Origin of the sequence: Pseudoalteromonas sp. APAL1, assembly GCF_021532475.1 — a bacterium.
GTDB lineage: Bacteria > Pseudomonadota > Gammaproteobacteria > Enterobacterales > Alteromonadaceae > Pseudoalteromonas > Pseudoalteromonas lipolytica_C.
Genome location: NZ_JAKGAW010000017.1, coordinates 50,067 through 69,034 on the forward strand (window position 1 = coordinate 50,067; position 18,968 = coordinate 69,034).

Annotated in this window: 15 protein-coding genes; 8 read left to right on the plus strand and 7 right to left on the minus strand. The window is 38.5% G+C overall.

Translation table 11 applies throughout. The annotated features are described in order from the left end of the window. Nucleotides 1-16: 16 nt before the first annotated feature. On the plus strand, nucleotides 17-1,858 hold the full coding sequence (locus L1264_RS10425; RefSeq protein ID WP_235403969.1) for an Lnb N-terminal periplasmic domain-containing protein: 1,842 nt from the start codon (nucleotides 17-19) through the stop codon (nucleotides 1,856-1,858). On the opposite strand, the gene L1264_RS10430 is transcribed toward L1264_RS10425, so the two are convergent. From L1264_RS10430 to L1264_RS10440, 3 genes are all read right to left on the minus strand, one after another. Then, nucleotides 1,855-3,111 (minus strand): Y-family DNA polymerase, encoded by a 1,257-nt coding sequence (locus L1264_RS10430; protein ID WP_199526160.1) that lies wholly within the window; start codon nucleotides 3,109-3,111, stop codon nucleotides 1,855-1,857. The genes L1264_RS10425 and L1264_RS10430 overlap by 4 nt on opposite strands. Further along, nucleotides 3,099-3,512, minus strand: coding sequence for a LexA family protein (locus tag L1264_RS10435; protein ID WP_054552219.1), 414 nt, complete (start codon nucleotides 3,510-3,512; stop codon nucleotides 3,099-3,101). The genes L1264_RS10430 and L1264_RS10435 overlap by 13 nt, the downstream gene beginning before the upstream one ends. Nucleotides 3,513-3,575: 63 nt before the next feature. Next, on the minus strand, nucleotides 3,576-4,010 hold the full coding sequence (locus L1264_RS10440) for a MarR family winged helix-turn-helix transcriptional regulator (protein ID WP_199526159.1): 435 nt from the start codon (nucleotides 4,008-4,010) through the stop codon (nucleotides 3,576-3,578). Nucleotides 4,011-4,121: 111 nt separating this feature from the next. Here L1264_RS10440 and L1264_RS10445 point away from each other — a divergent pair, with 111 nt between their 5' ends. The 5 genes from L1264_RS10445 (at nucleotide 4,122) to L1264_RS10465 (ending at nucleotide 9,698) form a co-directional block, all read left to right on the plus strand. Further along, nucleotides 4,122-4,895 (plus strand): siderophore-interacting protein, encoded by a 774-nt coding sequence (locus L1264_RS10445; protein WP_235403971.1) that lies wholly within the window; start codon nucleotides 4,122-4,124, stop codon nucleotides 4,893-4,895. Between the two features lie 67 nt (nucleotides 4,896-4,962). Continuing rightward, entirely contained in the window at nucleotides 4,963-5,958 is a 996-nt protein-coding gene (locus L1264_RS10450) for an LLM class flavin-dependent oxidoreductase (RefSeq protein WP_235403973.1), read from the plus strand. Nucleotides 5,959-6,131: 173 nt separating this feature from the next. Further along, the gene (locus L1264_RS10455) at nucleotides 6,132-7,088 is read left to right on the plus strand and encodes a patatin-like phospholipase family protein (RefSeq protein ID WP_135926606.1); all 957 of its coding nucleotides are present in this window, start codon (nucleotides 6,132-6,134) and stop codon (nucleotides 7,086-7,088) included. 120 nt (nucleotides 7,089-7,208) lie between these two features. Beyond that, nucleotides 7,209-8,618, plus strand: a complete 1,410-nt coding sequence (locus tag L1264_RS10460) for an alanine/glycine:cation symporter family protein (RefSeq protein WP_199526155.1) — start codon at nucleotides 7,209-7,211, stop codon at nucleotides 8,616-8,618. A 30-nt stretch (nucleotides 8,619-8,648) separates the two neighbouring features. Next, entirely contained in the window at nucleotides 8,649-9,698 is a 1,050-nt protein-coding gene (locus tag L1264_RS10465; protein ID WP_199526154.1) for a patatin-like phospholipase family protein, read from the plus strand. Here the strand turns inward: L1264_RS10465 and L1264_RS10470 are convergent. From L1264_RS10470 to L1264_RS10480, 3 genes are all read right to left on the minus strand, one after another. Continuing rightward, nucleotides 9,691-11,250 (minus strand): methyl-accepting chemotaxis protein, encoded by a 1,560-nt coding sequence (locus tag L1264_RS10470; protein WP_199526153.1) that lies wholly within the window; start codon nucleotides 11,248-11,250, stop codon nucleotides 9,691-9,693. The genes L1264_RS10465 and L1264_RS10470 overlap by 8 nt on opposite strands. 398 nt (nucleotides 11,251-11,648) lie before the next feature. Further along, a complete protein-coding gene (locus L1264_RS10475) occupies nucleotides 11,649-11,963 on the minus strand; it encodes an excalibur calcium-binding domain-containing protein (RefSeq protein ID WP_235403975.1) in 315 nt (104 codons plus the stop codon). A gap of 730 nt (nucleotides 11,964-12,693) precedes the next feature. Beyond that, nucleotides 12,694-13,257: a YSC84-related protein gene (locus L1264_RS10480; protein WP_135926622.1), complete on the minus strand. Its 564-nt coding sequence runs from the start codon at nucleotides 13,255-13,257 to the stop codon at nucleotides 12,694-12,696. A 140-nt stretch (nucleotides 13,258-13,397) separates the two neighbouring features. On the opposite strand from L1264_RS10480, the gene L1264_RS10485 reads away from it, so the two are divergent. Continuing rightward, the gene (locus L1264_RS10485) at nucleotides 13,398-14,609 is read left to right on the plus strand and encodes a tyrosine-type recombinase/integrase (RefSeq protein WP_135926623.1); all 1,212 of its coding nucleotides are present in this window, start codon (nucleotides 13,398-13,400) and stop codon (nucleotides 14,607-14,609) included. After that, on the plus strand, nucleotides 14,609-15,796 hold the full coding sequence (locus L1264_RS10490) for a cation:proton antiporter (RefSeq protein ID WP_199526152.1): 1,188 nt from the start codon (nucleotides 14,609-14,611) through the stop codon (nucleotides 15,794-15,796). The genes L1264_RS10485 and L1264_RS10490 overlap by 1 nt, the downstream gene beginning before the upstream one ends. Before the next feature lie 53 nt (nucleotides 15,797-15,849). Here the strand turns inward: L1264_RS10490 and ydiJ are convergent, their stop codons facing one another. Continuing rightward, nucleotides 15,850-18,894, minus strand: coding sequence for a D-2-hydroxyglutarate dehydrogenase YdiJ (gene ydiJ / locus L1264_RS10495; RefSeq protein ID WP_235403977.1), 3,045 nt, complete (start codon nucleotides 18,892-18,894; stop codon nucleotides 15,850-15,852). Between the last annotated feature and the right edge of the window lie 74 nt (nucleotides 18,895-18,968).

Here is an 18,968-nt window from a genome sequence, read left to right on the forward strand (position 1 = left end):
AAATATAAAGCCCTTAATGGGCTTTTATTCTATTATGCGTGGTATTTTACTTTCTTCTTGTTTGTTATTCAGCTGTTTAGCATATTCAACAACACCGACACTCGAAATAGCTCATCATCCTTATTGGCTTAAGCTCGGTCATTATAATCAACCTTTTCTTTCTATGTATGAAAGTGAAGTGGATAGCTCAGAATTTTTCTTTTCTGAGGTGGGGAAAACAGACCCTCATGCAGAGCTTTTAGCGACTATAGCGGCGTTTAAAAGCGATGATGATAACCAAGCAAAGTGCCGTTTTCCTGCTCGCTATAACTGGCTAAAAGAACATTTCTTTACAAATTGGCCTGCACTTTCTTGCCCTGAAATTGAAACATGGCAACAGCTTATCAACCCAAAAGGTATGACTCTAGTCTTCCCGACCGCGTTTATGAATGATCCGTCCTCGATGTTTGGTCATACTCTATTACGTATTGATGCGAAGGACCAAACTCGCAGTAGAGAGCTCATTGCTTTTGCTGTTAACTTTGCTGCAGAGCCTGATGTTACTGATAATGCCGCTTTATATGCTTTAAAAGGTATTATTGGTCAATATCCAGGTAAGTTCACTTTAATGCCGTATTATCGCAAAGTCCGTGAATATAATGACTTAGAATCTCGTGATATATGGGAATATAAACTCTCATTATCTGAACAAGAAATTCAGCGTGTGTTATTACATTTATGGGAAATGCAGTGGGCCACGTTTGATTATTTTTTTGTTGATGAAAACTGCTCGTATCAGCTGTTAGCATTACTGCAACTTGCACGAGATGATTTGTCTTTAACTGCTCCATTTTCTTCGCATGCGATCCCATCAGATACGGTTGCAGCTCTTAAGCAACATGGATTATTACAGCCGCCTCGATACCGTGCTGCATCGGGCACTAAATTGATCAATTATGAAAGCCAACTCACAGAGCAGCAGGTTTTCCTTGCTCGTTTACTGCGTGATGGAGTAGCGCTAGATGAATTATCGCTCGCACCTGAGCAGGCTGTGCCTGTCCTTGAGATGGCGTATGAGTGGTTAAATTACCAATATTATGATCAAGGATTAGCACGTGATGCAATTGCTCCTCGATTAACAAAGCTGTTGCATCAACGCAGTCAATTCCATGTGGTTTCGCCTTTCAAGCCTGCGCCAAAGCCTCGAGTGAGTCCTGATAATGGTCATGGCTCTAGTCGTGTTGGTGTAATATTTAATGATTATCAGCATACCGCTAGTCGGTTCGGTTTAACATATCGTGTTGCTTATCATGATTTACTTGATAATCCCGGTGGTTTTATTCCTGGTGCGCAAATTAGTTTTTTTGACTTAGAGGTAAACCAAAATAGTAACGAGAATCTTCATCTCGAGCGTTTGCTTTTAATTGATGCAATGTCATTAGCACCTGACAATGGCTTATTTAATTCTTGGTCATGGAATGTTCGTGCTGGGTTTGACCGTCAACCAACACAGACGAAGCGAGAAGGTCGTCTGTTTTTACAAGGGGGCTATGGCAAGTCTTTTGGTGATGCATCACACTTGCAAAGCTATTTGCTTGGCTCATCAGTTGTTCAATCAGGTGATTTGATAGATTCTGTGTCGTTTGGGCTAGGAAGCGAAGCAGGTGTTATTTGGCAAGTTACCGATTCACAAAAGCTTGCTTTGAGTGGTCAGGCTTTTTGGCTGATGAATGAACCAAGTGTTGATTATCAGCTAACGTTTTCTGCTCATTGGCAAATAGCGTTGGCTCAGAATTGGGGGCTTAGAAGCTCAGCTATTTATCAAGATTGGCAACGTTCTGAACAGCAATTTAAATTGCAGCTTTTCCATTACTTTTAGCAGTGTATTTTTGGTAGGTTATGCCAGCGAGTAGTGTAGTGCGGTGATAAATACTCTCGCTTCATATGCCAACGAGTGGTTGTGGTTTCGCTTGCAAGGGCAAGCGTACCAACACCGTAACGAGCATTTATTTTGTCTAAACATTTCATTAGGCTTGGGTTATCGATAGGTGCTTGAAATAAATCAGGTTGCTGAAACATTTGGCTCGATAACTCTAGCGCACCGACACCACATTTGTAAAAGGGTACGCCGGGTTTATATAAGTGTTTAAAGACTTCGCTGATAGCGTTAGCAAATACACGGCTGTCGGCTGTGGCAACACTAAACTCATAAATATAGGACTTTTTATAATAGCCATCTTGATGAGGTGAGCTGGCGACAAACATTAATAAACGTTGTGTGAGTGACCCTTGTGTGCGTAACTTACGGGCAACAATAACGGCGTGATTAATAAGTGCGGTTTTTAGCGCTGTGGCATCGGTGATACGTTCCCCAAAACTACGGGTCGAAAAAATCTCTTTTTTGTCTTGGCGTACTTCATCCCAGGCTAAACAGCTTTTACCGCGTAACTCGTTTACTGTACGCTCGAGTACAATACTGAACAGGCGTTTCATTTTTCGTGGGTCTTGCTCAGCTAAATCAAAGGCTGTATTTATATTCATTGCTTTGAGTTTTTTAGCTAAGCGTCGACCAACGCCCCAAACATCTTGTACGTCCATGGCTTTTAAAATGGCTATTCGTGACGCTTCTGAATCAATCACTGCTACGCCATCAAAGCCCGATAATTTTTTTGCTGCATGATTGGCGGCTTTGGCAAGGGTTGCCGTTGGGCCAAAACCTACTCCAACAGGCAGTTTTGTTTCGCGCCATACGGTACGGCGAATATGATGACCATAACTATGCCAATCATTAACAAGCTTGTTGAAACCTGTAAAGTTTAAAAACGACTCATCAATAGAGTATATGTGCTGATTATCGCAAAAGCGGCCAATCACGTTCATCATCCGTTCGCTTAAATCCGCATACAGCTCATAGTTAGATGAGCGGATCACCACCTGGTTATCTTCGAGTAACTGTTTTACCTGAAAATAGGGTTGAAACTTTGGAATAGCAAGCTTTCGTGCAATAGGACACACAGCACAAATACAGCCATCATTGTTGGTGAGTACCACTACAGGTTTACTGCGAATAGCTGGATCAAATACTTTTTCGGCACTGGCATAAAAGGCCACCGCATCGACTAAGGCGTACATGCTAATAGCTCTTTACTACTGCGATGTAAGCGAATTGAGCGGGTGACCACGCCTTCTAATTGAAATTCATCAGATTGACGTAGTTGCACTGCAGGGTATTTAGGCGAGGCTGATAATAACTGTGCATTGTGTTTATCTAGTAGTTTACAAACAAATAAACCATTTAGATTCGCCACGATGACATCGCCATTTTTAACGTCTTCGGCGCGATCAACCAGTAATAAGTCGCCATCAAAAATCCCCACACCTTGCATTGATTCGCCAGAGGCAATACCAATAAAGGTTGCATCAGGGTGTTTAATCAACAGCTGATCTAATGATAGGCCAAGCTCTTTGTATTGTGCTGCTGGTGATTCAAAACCACACACGCCAGCTTCGATATAAATAGGAATAACGCGCATAATAAAACCACTTTACTGTATATTTGTACAGTATAGTGGTTTGTGGCTATCTTGCCAATAAGATCACGGGGTGTTGTTATTGATATTTTTGATCATGGTTGTGGCTATATCGATAAAATCACGTACTTGCTGATCAGTTAAACCTTGGCAAAGTTTGGCATCAACCTCTTGCTCAGCAACTTCTAAGCGCGAGAACAGAGCGTTACCTTGTTCAGTAAACGATAAAATTAAACAGCGCTTATCATTTTCGTCAGCACATTTAGACACCAGTTCAAGTTTTATAAGCTCTTTTAATAAGCGTGCTATTTGTGCTTTATCACGACCCGTTTTGGCAACAATATCATTCGCGGTACAGTGCTGTGTTTCGGCAATAATATGTAAACAGCGTACATGCAGCGCATTAAGGCCAAGCTCGTTGGCGTTAATGGCTTCGCGCACAGTAACACGGTAACTTTGTGCCAGTGTAAATAAAGCAGAAGAAAGCGAGGTTTGTGGCATGGTTCACCTAAGTTCAGTTGGTGGAGTTAGTTGACAAAGTCAATCAAAAGTGTATAGTTGACTATATCAACTATTGGGGCGTTGTGCAATTTAACCAGCTAGGAGACCAACATGGCTAGAAAAGTTCGTCGTGCAAACGTAATAAGTACTACACGTATTTCCCCACATCTACAAAGGATTGTCGTTGGCTCAGACGAGTTTGCCGATTTTCCACAAGACGCAAAAGGTGCGTACGTAAAGGTACTACTTCCTCATGCCGGTGAATCTAAGGTTGAACTTGATTTACACGCTGAACACCCAGCATTAATGCGCTCTTACACTATTCGCGAAATTAACCCTGCTAACGGTGCAATTACCCTCGACTTTGTGGTTAACCAACATCAAGGTGTGGCAACTAACTGGGCACAAAATGCGAGAGTTGGCGACGAGGTGGGTATTGCAGGCCCGGGCCCTAAAAAACTCACAGACTTCACGCAAACACATTATTTAATGCTGGCAGATTTAACCTCTGTAAATGCAATCAATGGCTATTTACAAGCGCTGCCGCAAGATGCCACTGTCGATGTCATTATTCATGTTGCTGATAAAGCTGACATTATTGAGCTTGAACAAATTAAAGAACACACTCAACATAGTGTTGAATGGCTAGTTACAGATGAGCCAGAAACAGATTTACTCGACCAAGCAACACGCTTATGTGCAGGTTATAACACGCAACCAATGGTGTTTATGGCACTAGAAGCAAGCTTGGTAAAAGCAATTCGCCGTTTAGTAACAAGCAGTTTTGAAATTAACCGTGAGCACATTGTTGCATCTGCCTATTGGAAGCGTGGTATTGATGCCGATGGCCTAAAGGTGGAAAAACAGCAACAAAGCCGTGCCTAATTAGCATTTGAAAAATAGCTATTCGCTCTCATTAACTAACTATAAAGAGTTAAATTTTGGAGAGCGGATGTCAGACCTTACAAATACACCTTTTTCATTGCTTGAATTAAGCCCAATGAAAGAGCACGAAACAGTTTCGCAAACACTCGCTAACAGTGTTACCTATGCGCAAACAGCCGATAAGCTTGGTTTTAATCGGTTTTGGATGGCAGAGCACCATAATATGCGTGGTATTGTGTGTGCAGCCACCTCAGTACTGATCGGTCATATAGCAGGTAAAACTCAGAATATCCGCGTAGGTGCGGGTGGGGTGATGCTACCTAACCATCCACCGCTGGTGGTCGCTGAGCAATTTGGCACCCTTGAAAGCTTATATCCAGGAAGGATTGATTTAGGTCTAGGCCGTGCTCCTGGTAGTGATCCAATTACCAGCCGCGCACTGCGCAGAGGCGAGCAAAGGGCAGAACACTTTGCAAATGAAGTGACAGAGCTGCAAGGTTTACTTGGCCCATATAAAGGTGACTCTCCAGTACGCGCAATCCCAGGTGAAGACACTAATATACCTATCTGGTTACTAGGCTCAAGCCTTTATAGTGCACAGCTTGCAGCTAAAAAAGGCTTGCCATATGCATTTGCAGGGCATTTTGCACCGCGCTTTGTTGAAGAGGCCATTGCATTATATCGCAGAGAATTTCAACCATCTGACGTGTTAGATAAGCCATATGTGATGCTTGGCTTACCTGTTGTTGCAGCAGACACAGACGAACAAGCACAGCTTTTAGCAACCACAGCAAAACAACGTATTTTGGCACTTATGCGTGGCAAGCCACTTTGGCTAAAAGAGCCAGTTCAAACTATGGAAGGGTTATGGACAGCACAAGAAAAAATGCAAGTAGAGAGCTTTTTAGGGCTTTCAGTTGTTGGCGGTCAAGCGAGCGTTAAGCATAAGTTGAGTATGATTAAACAAACGCTACAGGTTGATGAGTTTATTTTTACTAATGACCTGTATGAATTGAGTGACAGGCAGCATGCGCTGGAAATACTAGCAAGTATTATGAAATAAACAGCCATTGCACTACTTGAGCGCGTGATTAGTCGATTACGCGCCTTTATAAAAACTTGTTACTTATTTAATAAACGGTTTTTTAGATTGAATTGATTTAATTATTCCGTTTTAAGGATTGGATTTAACTTAATACAATACATTTATTAATCATAACCCTAGGAAGGTGCACCGTGAAATCTCAAACAATTGCCGCAGTAGAGCCACAAACAAAAACAGCATTAATCGCTGAGGGTGGTGGGCAACGTGGGATTTTTACCGCAGGTGTACTCGATGCATGGTTAGAAAATAATTACGATCCATTCGATTTATTCATTGGTACATCAGCTGGTTCACAAAATTTAACGAGTTATTTAGCGCGTCAAAAAGGCTACGCAAAGCGTTTAATTAGAGGTCTTTCGCGCCATAAGCGTTTCTTTCAACTTGGCCGAGGTCTTATCGGAAAAAGCATCGTTGATCTTGATTGGTATTTTGAAAAAACCAAAGAAGTAAACCGTGCCCTTGATTTTAAAACCGCGACTCAAAGTTTAGGTAATCGCGAACTGTTGATCACAACCACAAATGCAGCAGATCGTAAACCGTATTACTTGAGCCCAAATGGAGAAGATACGCAATGGTTAGCTCTGTTAAAGGCATCAAGCGCTTTACCGTTTTTGTATAAAGATGGTGTGAACTTAACGCCTTGGATGACAACCAAAGCGGCTAATGATGCTATTATTCAAAGTTCGAATACTGATTTAGTTCATGATATGTATTTAGATGGCGGCTTAGCAGCACCTTTGCCAGTTAAAGAAGCTTATAATCGTGGTGCACGGGACATTGTAGTAATTCGTACCGTTGACCAAGATTTTCAAATTCAGTCGGAGTGGGTGAATAAATTTAAATCATTTGTTCGCGTTTCTGGCTATTGCCCTAAAACAATCGATTACTTAGTTCAGCATGAACAAGCTTATCAAGACGAACTCGACTTTATCGCTAACCCACCAAGTGATGCGCGGATCACGCAAATTTTTGCAGGTGATAAACTACGCAGTAAGTTGCTGGGTAGTACAGATTCAGATCTGCGCTTTGATCACAAATTAGGCTTAGCGGCAGGTCGTGCCTTTTTACAGCAGCAACTGCTAAATTAGTCGGTAGCATGCACAGTTAATTAATCCCATTGCCTACTTGAGATATTCGTAAATAAAGTTAAAGTGGTTAGCTATTCACTTTTTGTGATTTTTTATCTAAAAGAACAATAAAGGCTTGCCATGTTTAACACTGCGGTATCGACAATAAATGGTCTTCTTTGGGGAGAAGGCCAAATTCTTATCTATATTCTTCTGTTTGCTGGAATTTGGTTTTCGGTACGCTTAAAAGCAATTCAATTGGTTAAGTTTCGCCATATGTTTAGCTTGTTAAAGTCGAGTAGCAGCACCGATAAAAACTCAATCAGTTCATTTCAAGCTTTATGTACTGGCCTTTCTGCACGAGTAGGCACAGGAAACCTTGCAGGCGTTGCCGTAGCAATTTCGTTAGGTGGCAGTGGCGCAATATTTTGGATGTGGGTCATAGCCATTTTGGGCATGGCTACTGGCTTTGCAGAAAGCGTACTCGGGCAAGTGTATAAAGTCAGGGATGCCAACGGTGAGTTTAGGGGCGGGCCTGCTTATTATATCCAGCAAGGGCTAGGCAGCAGAGCACTGGCGGTGTGTTTTGCTTTTTGCTTGTTTCTTGGTTATGGCTTTACCTTTAGTGCCATGCAAACAAATACCATAACTGATGCCCTCAATTACGCATTCGAAATTCCAACATTGTATTCAGGTATTGTGATCACAATACTGGCAGGCTCAATTATTTTAGGTGGCTTTAAAGCTATAGCCCGTTTTGCTGAACGTATCGTACCAGTGATGGGGATTTTATTTGTTCTAGCCGCCATCATAATTACTTTACTTAATATCGGCAAAGTCCCTGCCATGATTGAAGATATTTTACTGTCGGCTTTTGGCTTACAAGAAGCGGGCGCAGGAGCTATGGGCGCGGCAATTAAAAACGGTATTCAGCGCGGGCTTTATTCGAATGAAGCGGGTGCCGGTAGTGTGCCACACGCATCAGGCTGTGCATCACCAGTACCCAATCACCCGGTCACTCAAGGTTACATTCAAATGCTAGGGGTGTTTTTCGACACTATTGTGCTGTGTAGTTGTACAGCCGTCATTATTCTATTAGCTGATATTGATATAAGCGGCGAAATGGAAGGAATACGTTTAACTCAATCTGCGATGACAGCACACATGGCCGCTGGTGGCATTTACTTTGTAGCGGCTGCGATTTGTTTATTTGCGTTTACTTCAGTGGTTGCAAACTATGCCTATGCAGAGAGTAACCTGCATTTATTTAAGCTAGATAATAAACTTGGTAGAGGTATTTATACCAGTTTATATTTATCAATGATGATTTGGGGCGCCTCGGCGACCATTAAACAAGTATGGGATCTCGCTGATATAGCACTTGGCCTAATGACAGTGGTGAACGTTATCGCTATCATACGCTTAACGCCAACTATCTTATCTGTTACTAAAGACTACCATAGTCAACGAGAAGCAGGACAAGAGCCTAGTTTTGATTCTGAAAAAGTAAAAGTACAAGGACAAACGGAACTGGGCATTTGGCGAAAATAACCGATAACAATAACCAAAAAGCAGTTGCACATGATAGATATTTACGCAGGCCCAAGCGCAGCAAAAGCGATTAAAGAACAAGGAATGACACCAGACCTATTTAGCACATTTTTAGGGGCGAGTGGTGGTCCAAAATGGTTTACATTATTTGGTCTTGATAAATATTTGTTTGGTGAGTTTTTTAAAGAGCGAAACACAACATTAAACTTATTAGGGTCAAGCGCTGGCGCATTTAGAGCTGCGTGTTTTGCTCAAAATGACCCCGTTGCAGCAATATCGCGATTAGCAAAGTCATACTCTGAAACACGTTATTCATCAAATAAAGCAAAGCCTGAAGAAATAACGATAAAAGCACGAGAGTTATTAAGCACTGTTTTTGCTGAAAATGGCATTCAAGAAATAATAGATAACCCCGTTTTTAAAGCCCACTTTATTGTTGCAAAATCGAATGGGTTTGTAGCCTCAGAAAACAAACTGATGCAGTTAATGGGTTTATCTAAAAGTTACTTAGCGAATAGATTAAACAGACGCTTTTTAAACAAACAGTATGAGCGTTATGTGTTTCAACCTTCAGATAGCCAGTTATCATTTTCAGATAACAATACCTTCAATACCCATACTATTGAGCTAAGCGAAGATAATTTAGCAGATGCTTTACTTGCTTCAGGCTCTATTCCGTTAGTGATGCAAGGTATTAAAAATATAACAGGAACACCACCAGGGATGTATCGTGATGGTGGTATCATCGATTATCACTTTGATTTAAATATTCATAATGATGGGCTTATCTTGTATCCGCACTTTAATAACAAACCAAAAGCAGGGTGGTTTGATAAAAGTTTAAAGCGCGGAATTACACCAAAAAACTATGACAAAGTGGTTATGATCACCCCATCAGCTGAGTTTGTTGCGTCATTACCTTATGGGAAGATCCCCGATAGAACAGACTTCACCGAACTCGATGCTGACACACGTATTAAATACTGGCGACAAGTGCTCAGCGAAACAGAGCGCCTTGGCGAAGCCTTCGATAAGCTTTGTGAGCACCCTATAGAGCCAAAAATTCAAATTATTACTTAAACTGATTAACTAGCGCTGTTTGTTCATTAACCTTGTTCAATAATGCTGCACAGAGTTGTTGCGAAGTATGGCCAAGCTCAGTGCATTCAAGAGTAAATTCTTGTGCTGAGGTTATGTTTGTTGCAATCAGTTGACTTGCTGTTAGTTGCTCAGTCATTGCGTGTGCAATAATGCTGTTAAGTTCACTCAGTTTCACTGATTGTGCTTTGATATGCTCTAAGCTCTCACCACTTTGATGAGCAAGTTCAACACTTTTAGCTGACAAAGCAAGGCCATCAGACATCGCATGCTGTGCTTGTTGCGAAGCCTCAGTTAAATGATTGAGGACAGTTTTAATTTCTTCTGTTGATTGTTGAGTCCGATAGGCAAGGGCACGTACTTCACCTGCGACAACAGCAAACCCGCGTCCATGTTCACCTGCTCTTGCTGCTTCTATTGCTGCATTAAGTGCTAATAAATTTGTTTGATCAGCAATTGCATTAATCTCATTCAAAATTGCAACAATATGTTTATTTCCCTCAATAAGGTCGACCACTTGTTCACTTGCAATGTGTAATTTTTTGTCTAATTCACTAATTGAATCAATAGTTTGGTGAACAGAAGTTACTCCTTGTTCTGTTGATTTTTTAGATGCTTCAGCAGCTTGAGTAGACGCTGAAGTACTCGATGAAAGTTCATTGATTGAAGCAGTCATTTGCTCTGTAGCAACAACAATTTGCGCAACTTCATCAGTTTGTTTGGTCAAAAGTTCTGTTACAGCTAACCCAGAATCAGCGCATTGCTGGGCATTGTTATTTACACCCATGGTCACATCGTTAACTCGACCAACAACAGCTTTTAACTTTGCTTGTTGCATTTCAAGAGCTAAGTGTAAAAAACCAATTTCATCATTACTACCAGAATATAAATAAGCCATGAGAGGGTTATCGTAAATACTTTTTGCTTTTTGTATGAGCGCTTTATATTTCATTCGCCAAAAAAACAAACCTAGATTTATTGAAACTAAACTGCAAAGTAATAATAAAGATACTGCAGAAAACCCACTTGTAAATAAAAGCACAAAAGAAAGAATTAAAGTTAAAAATAAAGACCATGATAAATATAAAGTTGAATCAAAAGGCTGTTTCAGTGCTTTTGAGCTAGAAACCTTATTAATTTTTTCGTATTCTTCAGTTGCTCTAGCTAAAACGTCATCATTAAGCTTTTTACGTACAGATTGGTATTCTACAGTTTGGCCGCTGGCGTCTTTGATGGGGGTAACAAATGCATTAACCCAATAGTAACTACCATCTTTACAGCGATTCTTAACAGGGCCCATCCAAGATCTACCGTTATGTAGGTGTTGCCATAAATCAGCAAATGCAAGTTTAGGCATGTCGCTGTGGCGTACTAGGTTATGGGGCTGATTAACCATTTCAGCTAATGTAAAACCAGAAATATTACAAAACTCTTGGTTTGCATATGTTATGTAACTATCTAAATCGGTAGTTGAAAGCAAAATGTCAGAATCTGAAAATTTAACTTCTTTATTGTTTGTTTTATCAATTTTCACGTTTAAATTATCCAAATCAGAAATAGAGGAGGTATTTGTACAAGAAACTACACTAAGATTTGAGATTTTAATTAATTACTAAAAACTCAATTTAAAGCAAGTTGTTGAATTTAATTACATAATGTAGCGGTAAATTGATTCGAAAGAAGTAGGAAATTTCTCATTTGTTGAATTATTTAGATTAATATAAACTACACAACATTAAAAAAATTACAAATTGAAAAGTGATTTACTTAAATCATAGGTGTCAAGCTTCTTTAAGTAAATTTTAGCTTTATTTAACGTTGAATTTTGGAATTTTTGGTAGATTAAATGACTAGAATTTAAATGCTCGGAGATGGTTATTTAACTACACCAACAAGAGCCGTTGGTGTAGCAAGATTTATTATATTTAAATACTAGCGGTTATGTAACCTTGGTTCATCCTGACATGGAATACCATCAAAATTTTTATCTAAATTTGTATCAGGGCAGTTACGCATAAAAAAAACAGCTTCTTCTAGAGAGTTCATTTGACTGCAGTATTTCCTACCATCACATGTATAGATAGGTTCTTGTGAAATATCAGTTTGTCTTTTATGCGTATATTTATTTTGAATTGGCTCAATGATTTGCTGCTGTATTGTGTCGACAGCAGAAGTTTCCCCGTAATTATTTGCATAGAATGCCCAAGCTCCAAAAGCAATTACAATTAGTAAGAAAATTTTTCTCATATGAGCTCCTGTTGAAGATACTAAAAAATGGATAGTAATATTTATAAAATCGAGATTAAGGTTGTAATACATATTAAAAGCAAACGACTGAGTTTTTAATGGGTATTCGCTGAAAATAAGAAAATCTGAAATATCTTAGAAATCGGATATATACACTTTTATTTATAGCAAGTATTAAAATCAATAAAACTTTAAAAACAGACTGATAAATCAGAAAGATAAAAGGTTGGAAATTTATAAAATATGAACTTTCTTATAGTATTTATTTTGGATTTGATGTTTGTTTATACGTTGCTATCATGATTTATATAACCAATCCTTTAAAAGGATTGGTGAAATTTTGAAAGCTTCGCTGACATTTAGCGCTATTTTTGTAGCATTTTTAAAGCTGTATTACTTTAAAAAACTCAATAGAGTGTAATAAACAGTAAAGAAACTTGATTGCACAGCAAAGGCATTCTTATCTGAACTTATGCGAGGTAATAGATTGCTTAAAATTTAGGTTTTTAACGTTAGGTAGAAACATAGCTATTTCATCTATGAACACAGATGAAATGATTAACACATTAAAATGTAGATGATGTTGATTGCTTGGTTGATGGAATAATTATACTTAAAAATTAAAATGCCAATAACATCCCATAAATTACGTTATGTTAAATTGTCTGGAATAATAAAAAGTGGACGTTAGGTTACTAACTAGCCCACTTTTAGAAGGGTCTTTACTTAGTTAATTCAGTTCAGAATCTACCCAAAATTTTGTGCCTTTTAGTACAGCTTGCAAAGCAAGGCCATTTTCGGTTAATGAATAGACAGTAACTTGATCAGCAATAGCTTCCGCAACTAATGCTCCACCTTTATCTTCATATTTTGCGGCTGCATCAGCGTTACCACCAAAGGTCCAGCCATGTTCAATGAAGCGATTTAATGCAGACTGGTTATGAAAGACCATTACTACATTAAAGTCTTTTACTCCTAAACCAAGCCCTAAACCAGCTTCGCCCATATTCATGTAAGTTGATTGGCCTGTTAGGTTATTTTTTACAACACCATAGCCGCCACCGAAACTTGCTAAAACAACATTTACATTTGCGTTATCAAAAACAGCATAACCTGCAGAATTTGCAATTTGTTGTTTAACATCAGGTTTTTCCGCATATAATTTGTTAAGTGTATTAGTTCTCATGCTTTGAACTAATGCACGTTTTTCTTGTGGTGATGCACTACCTGTTGTGGCACAACCCGTTAAAAGCGTTGTTAAAATAACAGAGGTAATGATTAATAACTTTTTCATACTTAATTCCTTGAATACTCGTATGGCAAAATGATACCTATATAATAGACTAATTTTCAGATATGTTAAGTCCAATACTAGACAGTATCGGACTTTATGGTAGTCTTATAACTAGTTATTTTACAAGATATTTATATATTATGCTCGTTGCTCTCGTTGATACACTCAAACAACTTCGCTACCAAATTGCCCATCTTGAAGATGATACTCTCGCAACAGAATATCCTGAACTTGATACATTTATACATCAGGTTGGATTGACTGTTGCTGAATCAAAAAATGACTTAAGTTTCGTTTATCAATTCTTATACGTTTATGGCAGGAAATCTGAAGCAACGTTTAATCGCTTTCGAAATGAGCTTGAACGTTTTTGTTTATGGTCATGGTTAGTTGCTGAAAAATCAGTATTTGATCTGAAACGAGATGATATCGAAGCTTACGTAGATTTTATGGTTGATCCCGACTCTGCTTGGTTATCAGATTCGGTGCAATGGCGTTATAAAGATGAGCAAGGTATCAGGCGATTAAATTCAAATTGGCGCCCTTTTATAAATAAAGAAAATATTGCAAGCCAACAAACACTTGCTGCAATGTTTACTGCACTTAATGTATTTTATAAGTTTGCGATTTTAGAAGAAAAAACCTTTGCTAATTTTGTACCGGTAGTAAAAAAGAACAGCCCTTACTTAGTTGTGCAATCACAGATTAAAATTCCAGATACACTCAGTGATATTCAATGGGAGTATGTATTTGGTGTTACTCGAGATTTATGTGAGCAACAACCTGATTTAGAAAGAAATTTATTTACTCTCGCTTGCTTAAAAGGATTGTATTTACGAATTTCTGAGTTATCAGAAAGACCACAGTGGTCGCCGGTTATGTCGCATTTTTGGCAAGACAATGATGGCTTTTGGTTTTTAAGAATTATGGGTAAAGGTAATAAATTACGTGATGTAACTTTAAGCGAAGATTTTATCACTTATTTAAAACGTTATAGGCTTTACCGTGGTTTACCTGCCCTGCCCCGAGTTGATGAATCGGAGCCATTAGTTCATAAAATTCGTGGTAAAGGTGGTATGACTGTTAGGCAAATTCGACGTTTAGTTCAACAAAGTTTTGATTTAGCAAAACAATCGTTATTAGACGATGGCTTTAAAGATGATGCTGAGCAACTTGAAGCGGCGACGGCACATTGGTTACGACATACCGGTGCAACACACGATGCACAAACAAGGCCACTTAAACATTTATCTGAAGATTTAGGCCATGCCAAAATTGCCACAACAGACCAAATTTATATTCAAACAAATATAAAAGAACGCGCAAAGTCTGGAATAAAAAGGAAAGTTTAATGGAATATACAATACTAGCGATTGTTGGTTTAGCCCTGTTATTTTATTCTCTGACAATTCGTCAGCTAGAGCGAACTGAAATTACTGGTCCAATGTTTTTTGTTTTTGTTGGTATTGCAATGACTTATTTTTTGCCGAGCGAATTTAAGTTAGGAGAAGCAGGACTCAGCGACATCTTGCCTTTGGTTGAATTAACCCTAAGTATTTTTTTATTTACCGATGCTGCAAAATCAAAACTGCCTGTATTGAAACATAGTTTTCAATACCCTAGCCTATTACTGTTTGTTGCTTTACCAATGACACTAATGTTGGGTGTTGCTGGCGGATTATTTTTCTTTTCTGAGTTGTCACTTTTTCAATCTGCCTTGATCGCTATTATTTTAACGCCCACTGATGCGGCGCTTAGTAAAGGCATTTTAGAATGTACTTCTGTACCTGAAAAAGTTCGAGAAGGAATAAATACAGAAAGCGGTTTAAACGACGGGCTTTGTGTTCCAATATTTTTAGTTCTTCTTTTGTTAGCTCAAAATCCAGAAAGTGCTGTAACAACGCTTGATACTCTATTTGTGTTTACAAGAGAGTTAGGCGTGGCGCTTGTTATTGCCGGCGTGTCAATGGCCATATTTATTCCATTATTAAAAGCAGCATTAGCACGTCATTATTTTGCAAATAATAGCAGCCCATTTTTATTAATTGGCTTGGTCATGGCCATTTTTTCTTTGACACAAAACCTGCATGGCAGTGGGTTTATAGCCGTATTTGTAGCGGGGCTTTTATTTGATTACTTAGCACCTAAAAAAATTCGTTCAACATTAGTTAAAGATTCTGAACATATCGCTGAATTTGTAGCATTACTTATATGGTGTTTATTCGGTTTTGTTTGTGGTCACTTAATTGTGAATGATATTACTTGGCCAATTGTATTTTATGCATTATTAAGTGTGACAGTTTTTAGAATTGTGCCGGTATTAGTTTCGCTGATGTTTACTAATTTAAATTTAAAAGACAAGTTCACGTTTGCTTGGTTTGGTCCGCGAGGATTAGCATCTATCGTATTCACTTTAATGGTGATGGACACTGCAATTGCGAACAAAGAGCAAATTGCTACAGTAACTTTAACAACAATTTTATTTAGCGTGTTCATTCATGGTATGAGCACCAAGCCCATCGCAAAAAGTTACCAATAATAAAGGCGCATTAAGCGCCTTTAATTTTTTTACTTTAAATTAAAATCTATTTTTTAAAGTAGCTCTGCAATTAATTGCAATGGATGCTTTGGTTTGAATTTTTCATACCGCTTAACTTGGCTACGGCATGAGAAACCTGTTGCTAAAATAGTTTCAGGCTCATTATTAGAAATAATTGGTTGCCAACTCATTTCATAAAGAGCGCGTGAATTTTCTTGGTTTTGTTTTTCGTGGCCATACGTTCCAGCCATACCACAACAACCCGTACTCGTTGTGTCTAGATGTAAATTTAAATCAGCAAAAATTGTTTGCCAAACTTTAGACGCATTTGGCATTGCTGTTGTTTCAGTACAATGACTTAATAATTTATAAGTAGAATTCGACTTAGTGGTAAGTGAAAGCTGATGGAAGTTTTGTGTTTGAAGCCATTCATGTGCAAGCTCAACTTTAAAATCACCACGGTCTTCTTTTAAAATTGATACATACTCATCTCGGTAACACATAACTAAAGACGCATCGAGTCCGACAAGTGGCGCATTAATTTCACTGAGTGAATTTAAAAACTCTGCTGCATTTTTTGCTGTCGTTTTAAATTCATTTAGAAAACCTTTAACATGCTGTGCTTTACCATTTGGCTTAAAGGGTAATAGCATCGGTTTTTTGCCTAACGCTTTAATTACTTTAATAAAGCTTTCGACTAATTCTGCTTCGTAAAAACTAGTAAATGGATCTTGTACTATCAGTACATATTCGGCTTGTTGTTCTTTTGTGAGCGAATTTAGTAATTCAAAATTGAATTGCTGATCTTTTGAAATACGTTTTGAAAGTTGCGGTACGCTTAAACTTGGCGTATCAACATAACCGATGGTATTTTTAATTAGTCCAGATACAAGTTTGCTATTTACTATCGGATTAATAACTTTCGCAAACTTTGCCATAATCGGTGCTGTTTGTTCGATACCCGCAACAAGGTAATCTTTTGCAGGACGTGCATAATAACTATGGTAGAAATTTAAAAAGCGTGAACGGAATGTAGGTACATCAACTTTGATAGGACATGCAGTAGTACATGCTTTACAAGCTAAGCATTCGTCCATTGATTCTTTCACTTCGTGAGAGAAATCATAAACGCCTTTTTTCTTATCGCGACTATGTTGATAGCGCTCCCACCAAGTGATTACTTCACCATTCATCAATTCTTTTTCAACATTGAGTAAATCAATATTTTCAGACTCTTGCAGTCGTAACCATTCGCGCATTAAACTTGCGCGACCTTTTGGCGAATAACGGCGGTCACCTGTTACTTTATAAGATGGACACATTGGTGATTTTTCATCGTAATTAAAACACAGGCCATTACCGTTACAGGTCATAGCGTTATTAAATTCTGTTTTAACATCGATAGAAATTTCTTTGTCGAACCAGGCACGCTTTTGATCGTCAACAGAAACTAGTGAGTCTTTACTTTCAATTGGCGTACATATTTTTCCTGGGTTTACTCTGTTATTTGGATCAAATGCCGCTTTGATTTTTCTTAGTTGTTTAAATAAATTCTCGCCGAAAAATTCAGGGCCATACTCACTACGATATCCTTTACCGTGCTCGCCCCACATTAAGCCGCCATATTTGGCAGTCAGTTTAACGACTTCATCTGAAATATGGCGAAGCAATTTTTCTTGTTCAGGATCACACATATCAAGTGCCGGTCGTACGTGTAGTACGCCAGCATCAACATGACCAAACATACCATATTGCAAATTATGGCTATCAAGTAGTTCGCGAAACTCTACAATAAAATCGGCTAAGTTTTCAGGTGGTACAGCGGTATCTTCGGCAAAAGCTAACGGTTTTTGATTGCCTTTTACATTGCCTAAAAGTCCAACTGATTTCTTACGCATTGCATAAATTTTTAAAATATCAGCTTTATCATTGGTTAACTGATAACCGATCACCCCATTAGTTTGCTCTTCGACACATTTATCAAGTAACCTACATAGGGAGTCAACTTTATCTTTAATATCTTCTGGTGAAACCGCATTGAACTCAACCATGTTGAGGCCTTGCATATCTTTGTTTTCAACATCGGTTATTAAGTCCGATACTGAATGCCAAATAATATCTTCTCGAGCAAGATTAAGTACTTTGCTATCGACTGTTTCTACAGAAGTCGCATTTGCTGCGACTAAGAATGGCGAATGACGAAGAGCAGAATCAAAGCTATCGTATTTAATGTTGATTAATGTCTTAAATTCAGCAATTGGCGTAATGTTTAATTTTGCTTCGGTAACTATACCTAACGAACCTTCAGAACCAGTAATTAATCGGCTCATATCAAAGGTCTGTAAATCATCAGAAAAAATATGTTCTAAATCATAACCGGTCAGAAAACGGTTTAAACGTGGGAATTTTTCTAAAATAGCGTCTCGATTATCAAGGCCAATATCGATAACTGTTTTATATAATTTACCTACCGTGGTGTTTTGTTCAGCAATTACTTTAGCTTTTTCTATAGGCATGGGGGTTGTTGACATTTCAGTGCCATCAACAAGATAAGTTGTAAGACCTAAAACATGATCACTGGTCTTGCCATAAACCAAAGAGCCTTGTCCTGAAGCATCTGTATTTATCATTCCGCCAATTGTTGCGCGGTTACTAGTAGATAAATCGGGCGCAAAGAAAAAACCATAAGGTCGTAAAAAGTCGTTTAGTTGATCTTTTATTACACCTGTTTGTACTCTAACCCAGTTTTCTTCGACATTGATTTCTAATATTTCACGCATGTATCGTGATAAATCAACAACAATGCCAGGAGTTAGTGATTGACCATTGGTACCTGTACCACCGCCACGCGGGCCAAAAGTCAGTGATAAAAAAGGATCACGAGAGGCAATTTGCATAGCCAGTTGTATATCTTTCGCTGACTTTGGAAAGATAACACCCTGCGGTACTTGTTGATACACGCTGTTATCGGTCGATAAGCTCAAACGCGTTGAAAAACTTGCATCAGTATCGCCGTTAAAACCTTGCTTTTTAATCGTTTCTAAATAATTAGCGACTAATTCAGATGCGACTTGTTGTTGACTTATTGTTGCTATCATGACGGTGACAAATTAAGACATTTTGTAAATTATATCATGCTAGTAGCTAAGTTAAATTGAAGATTTTACAGTTT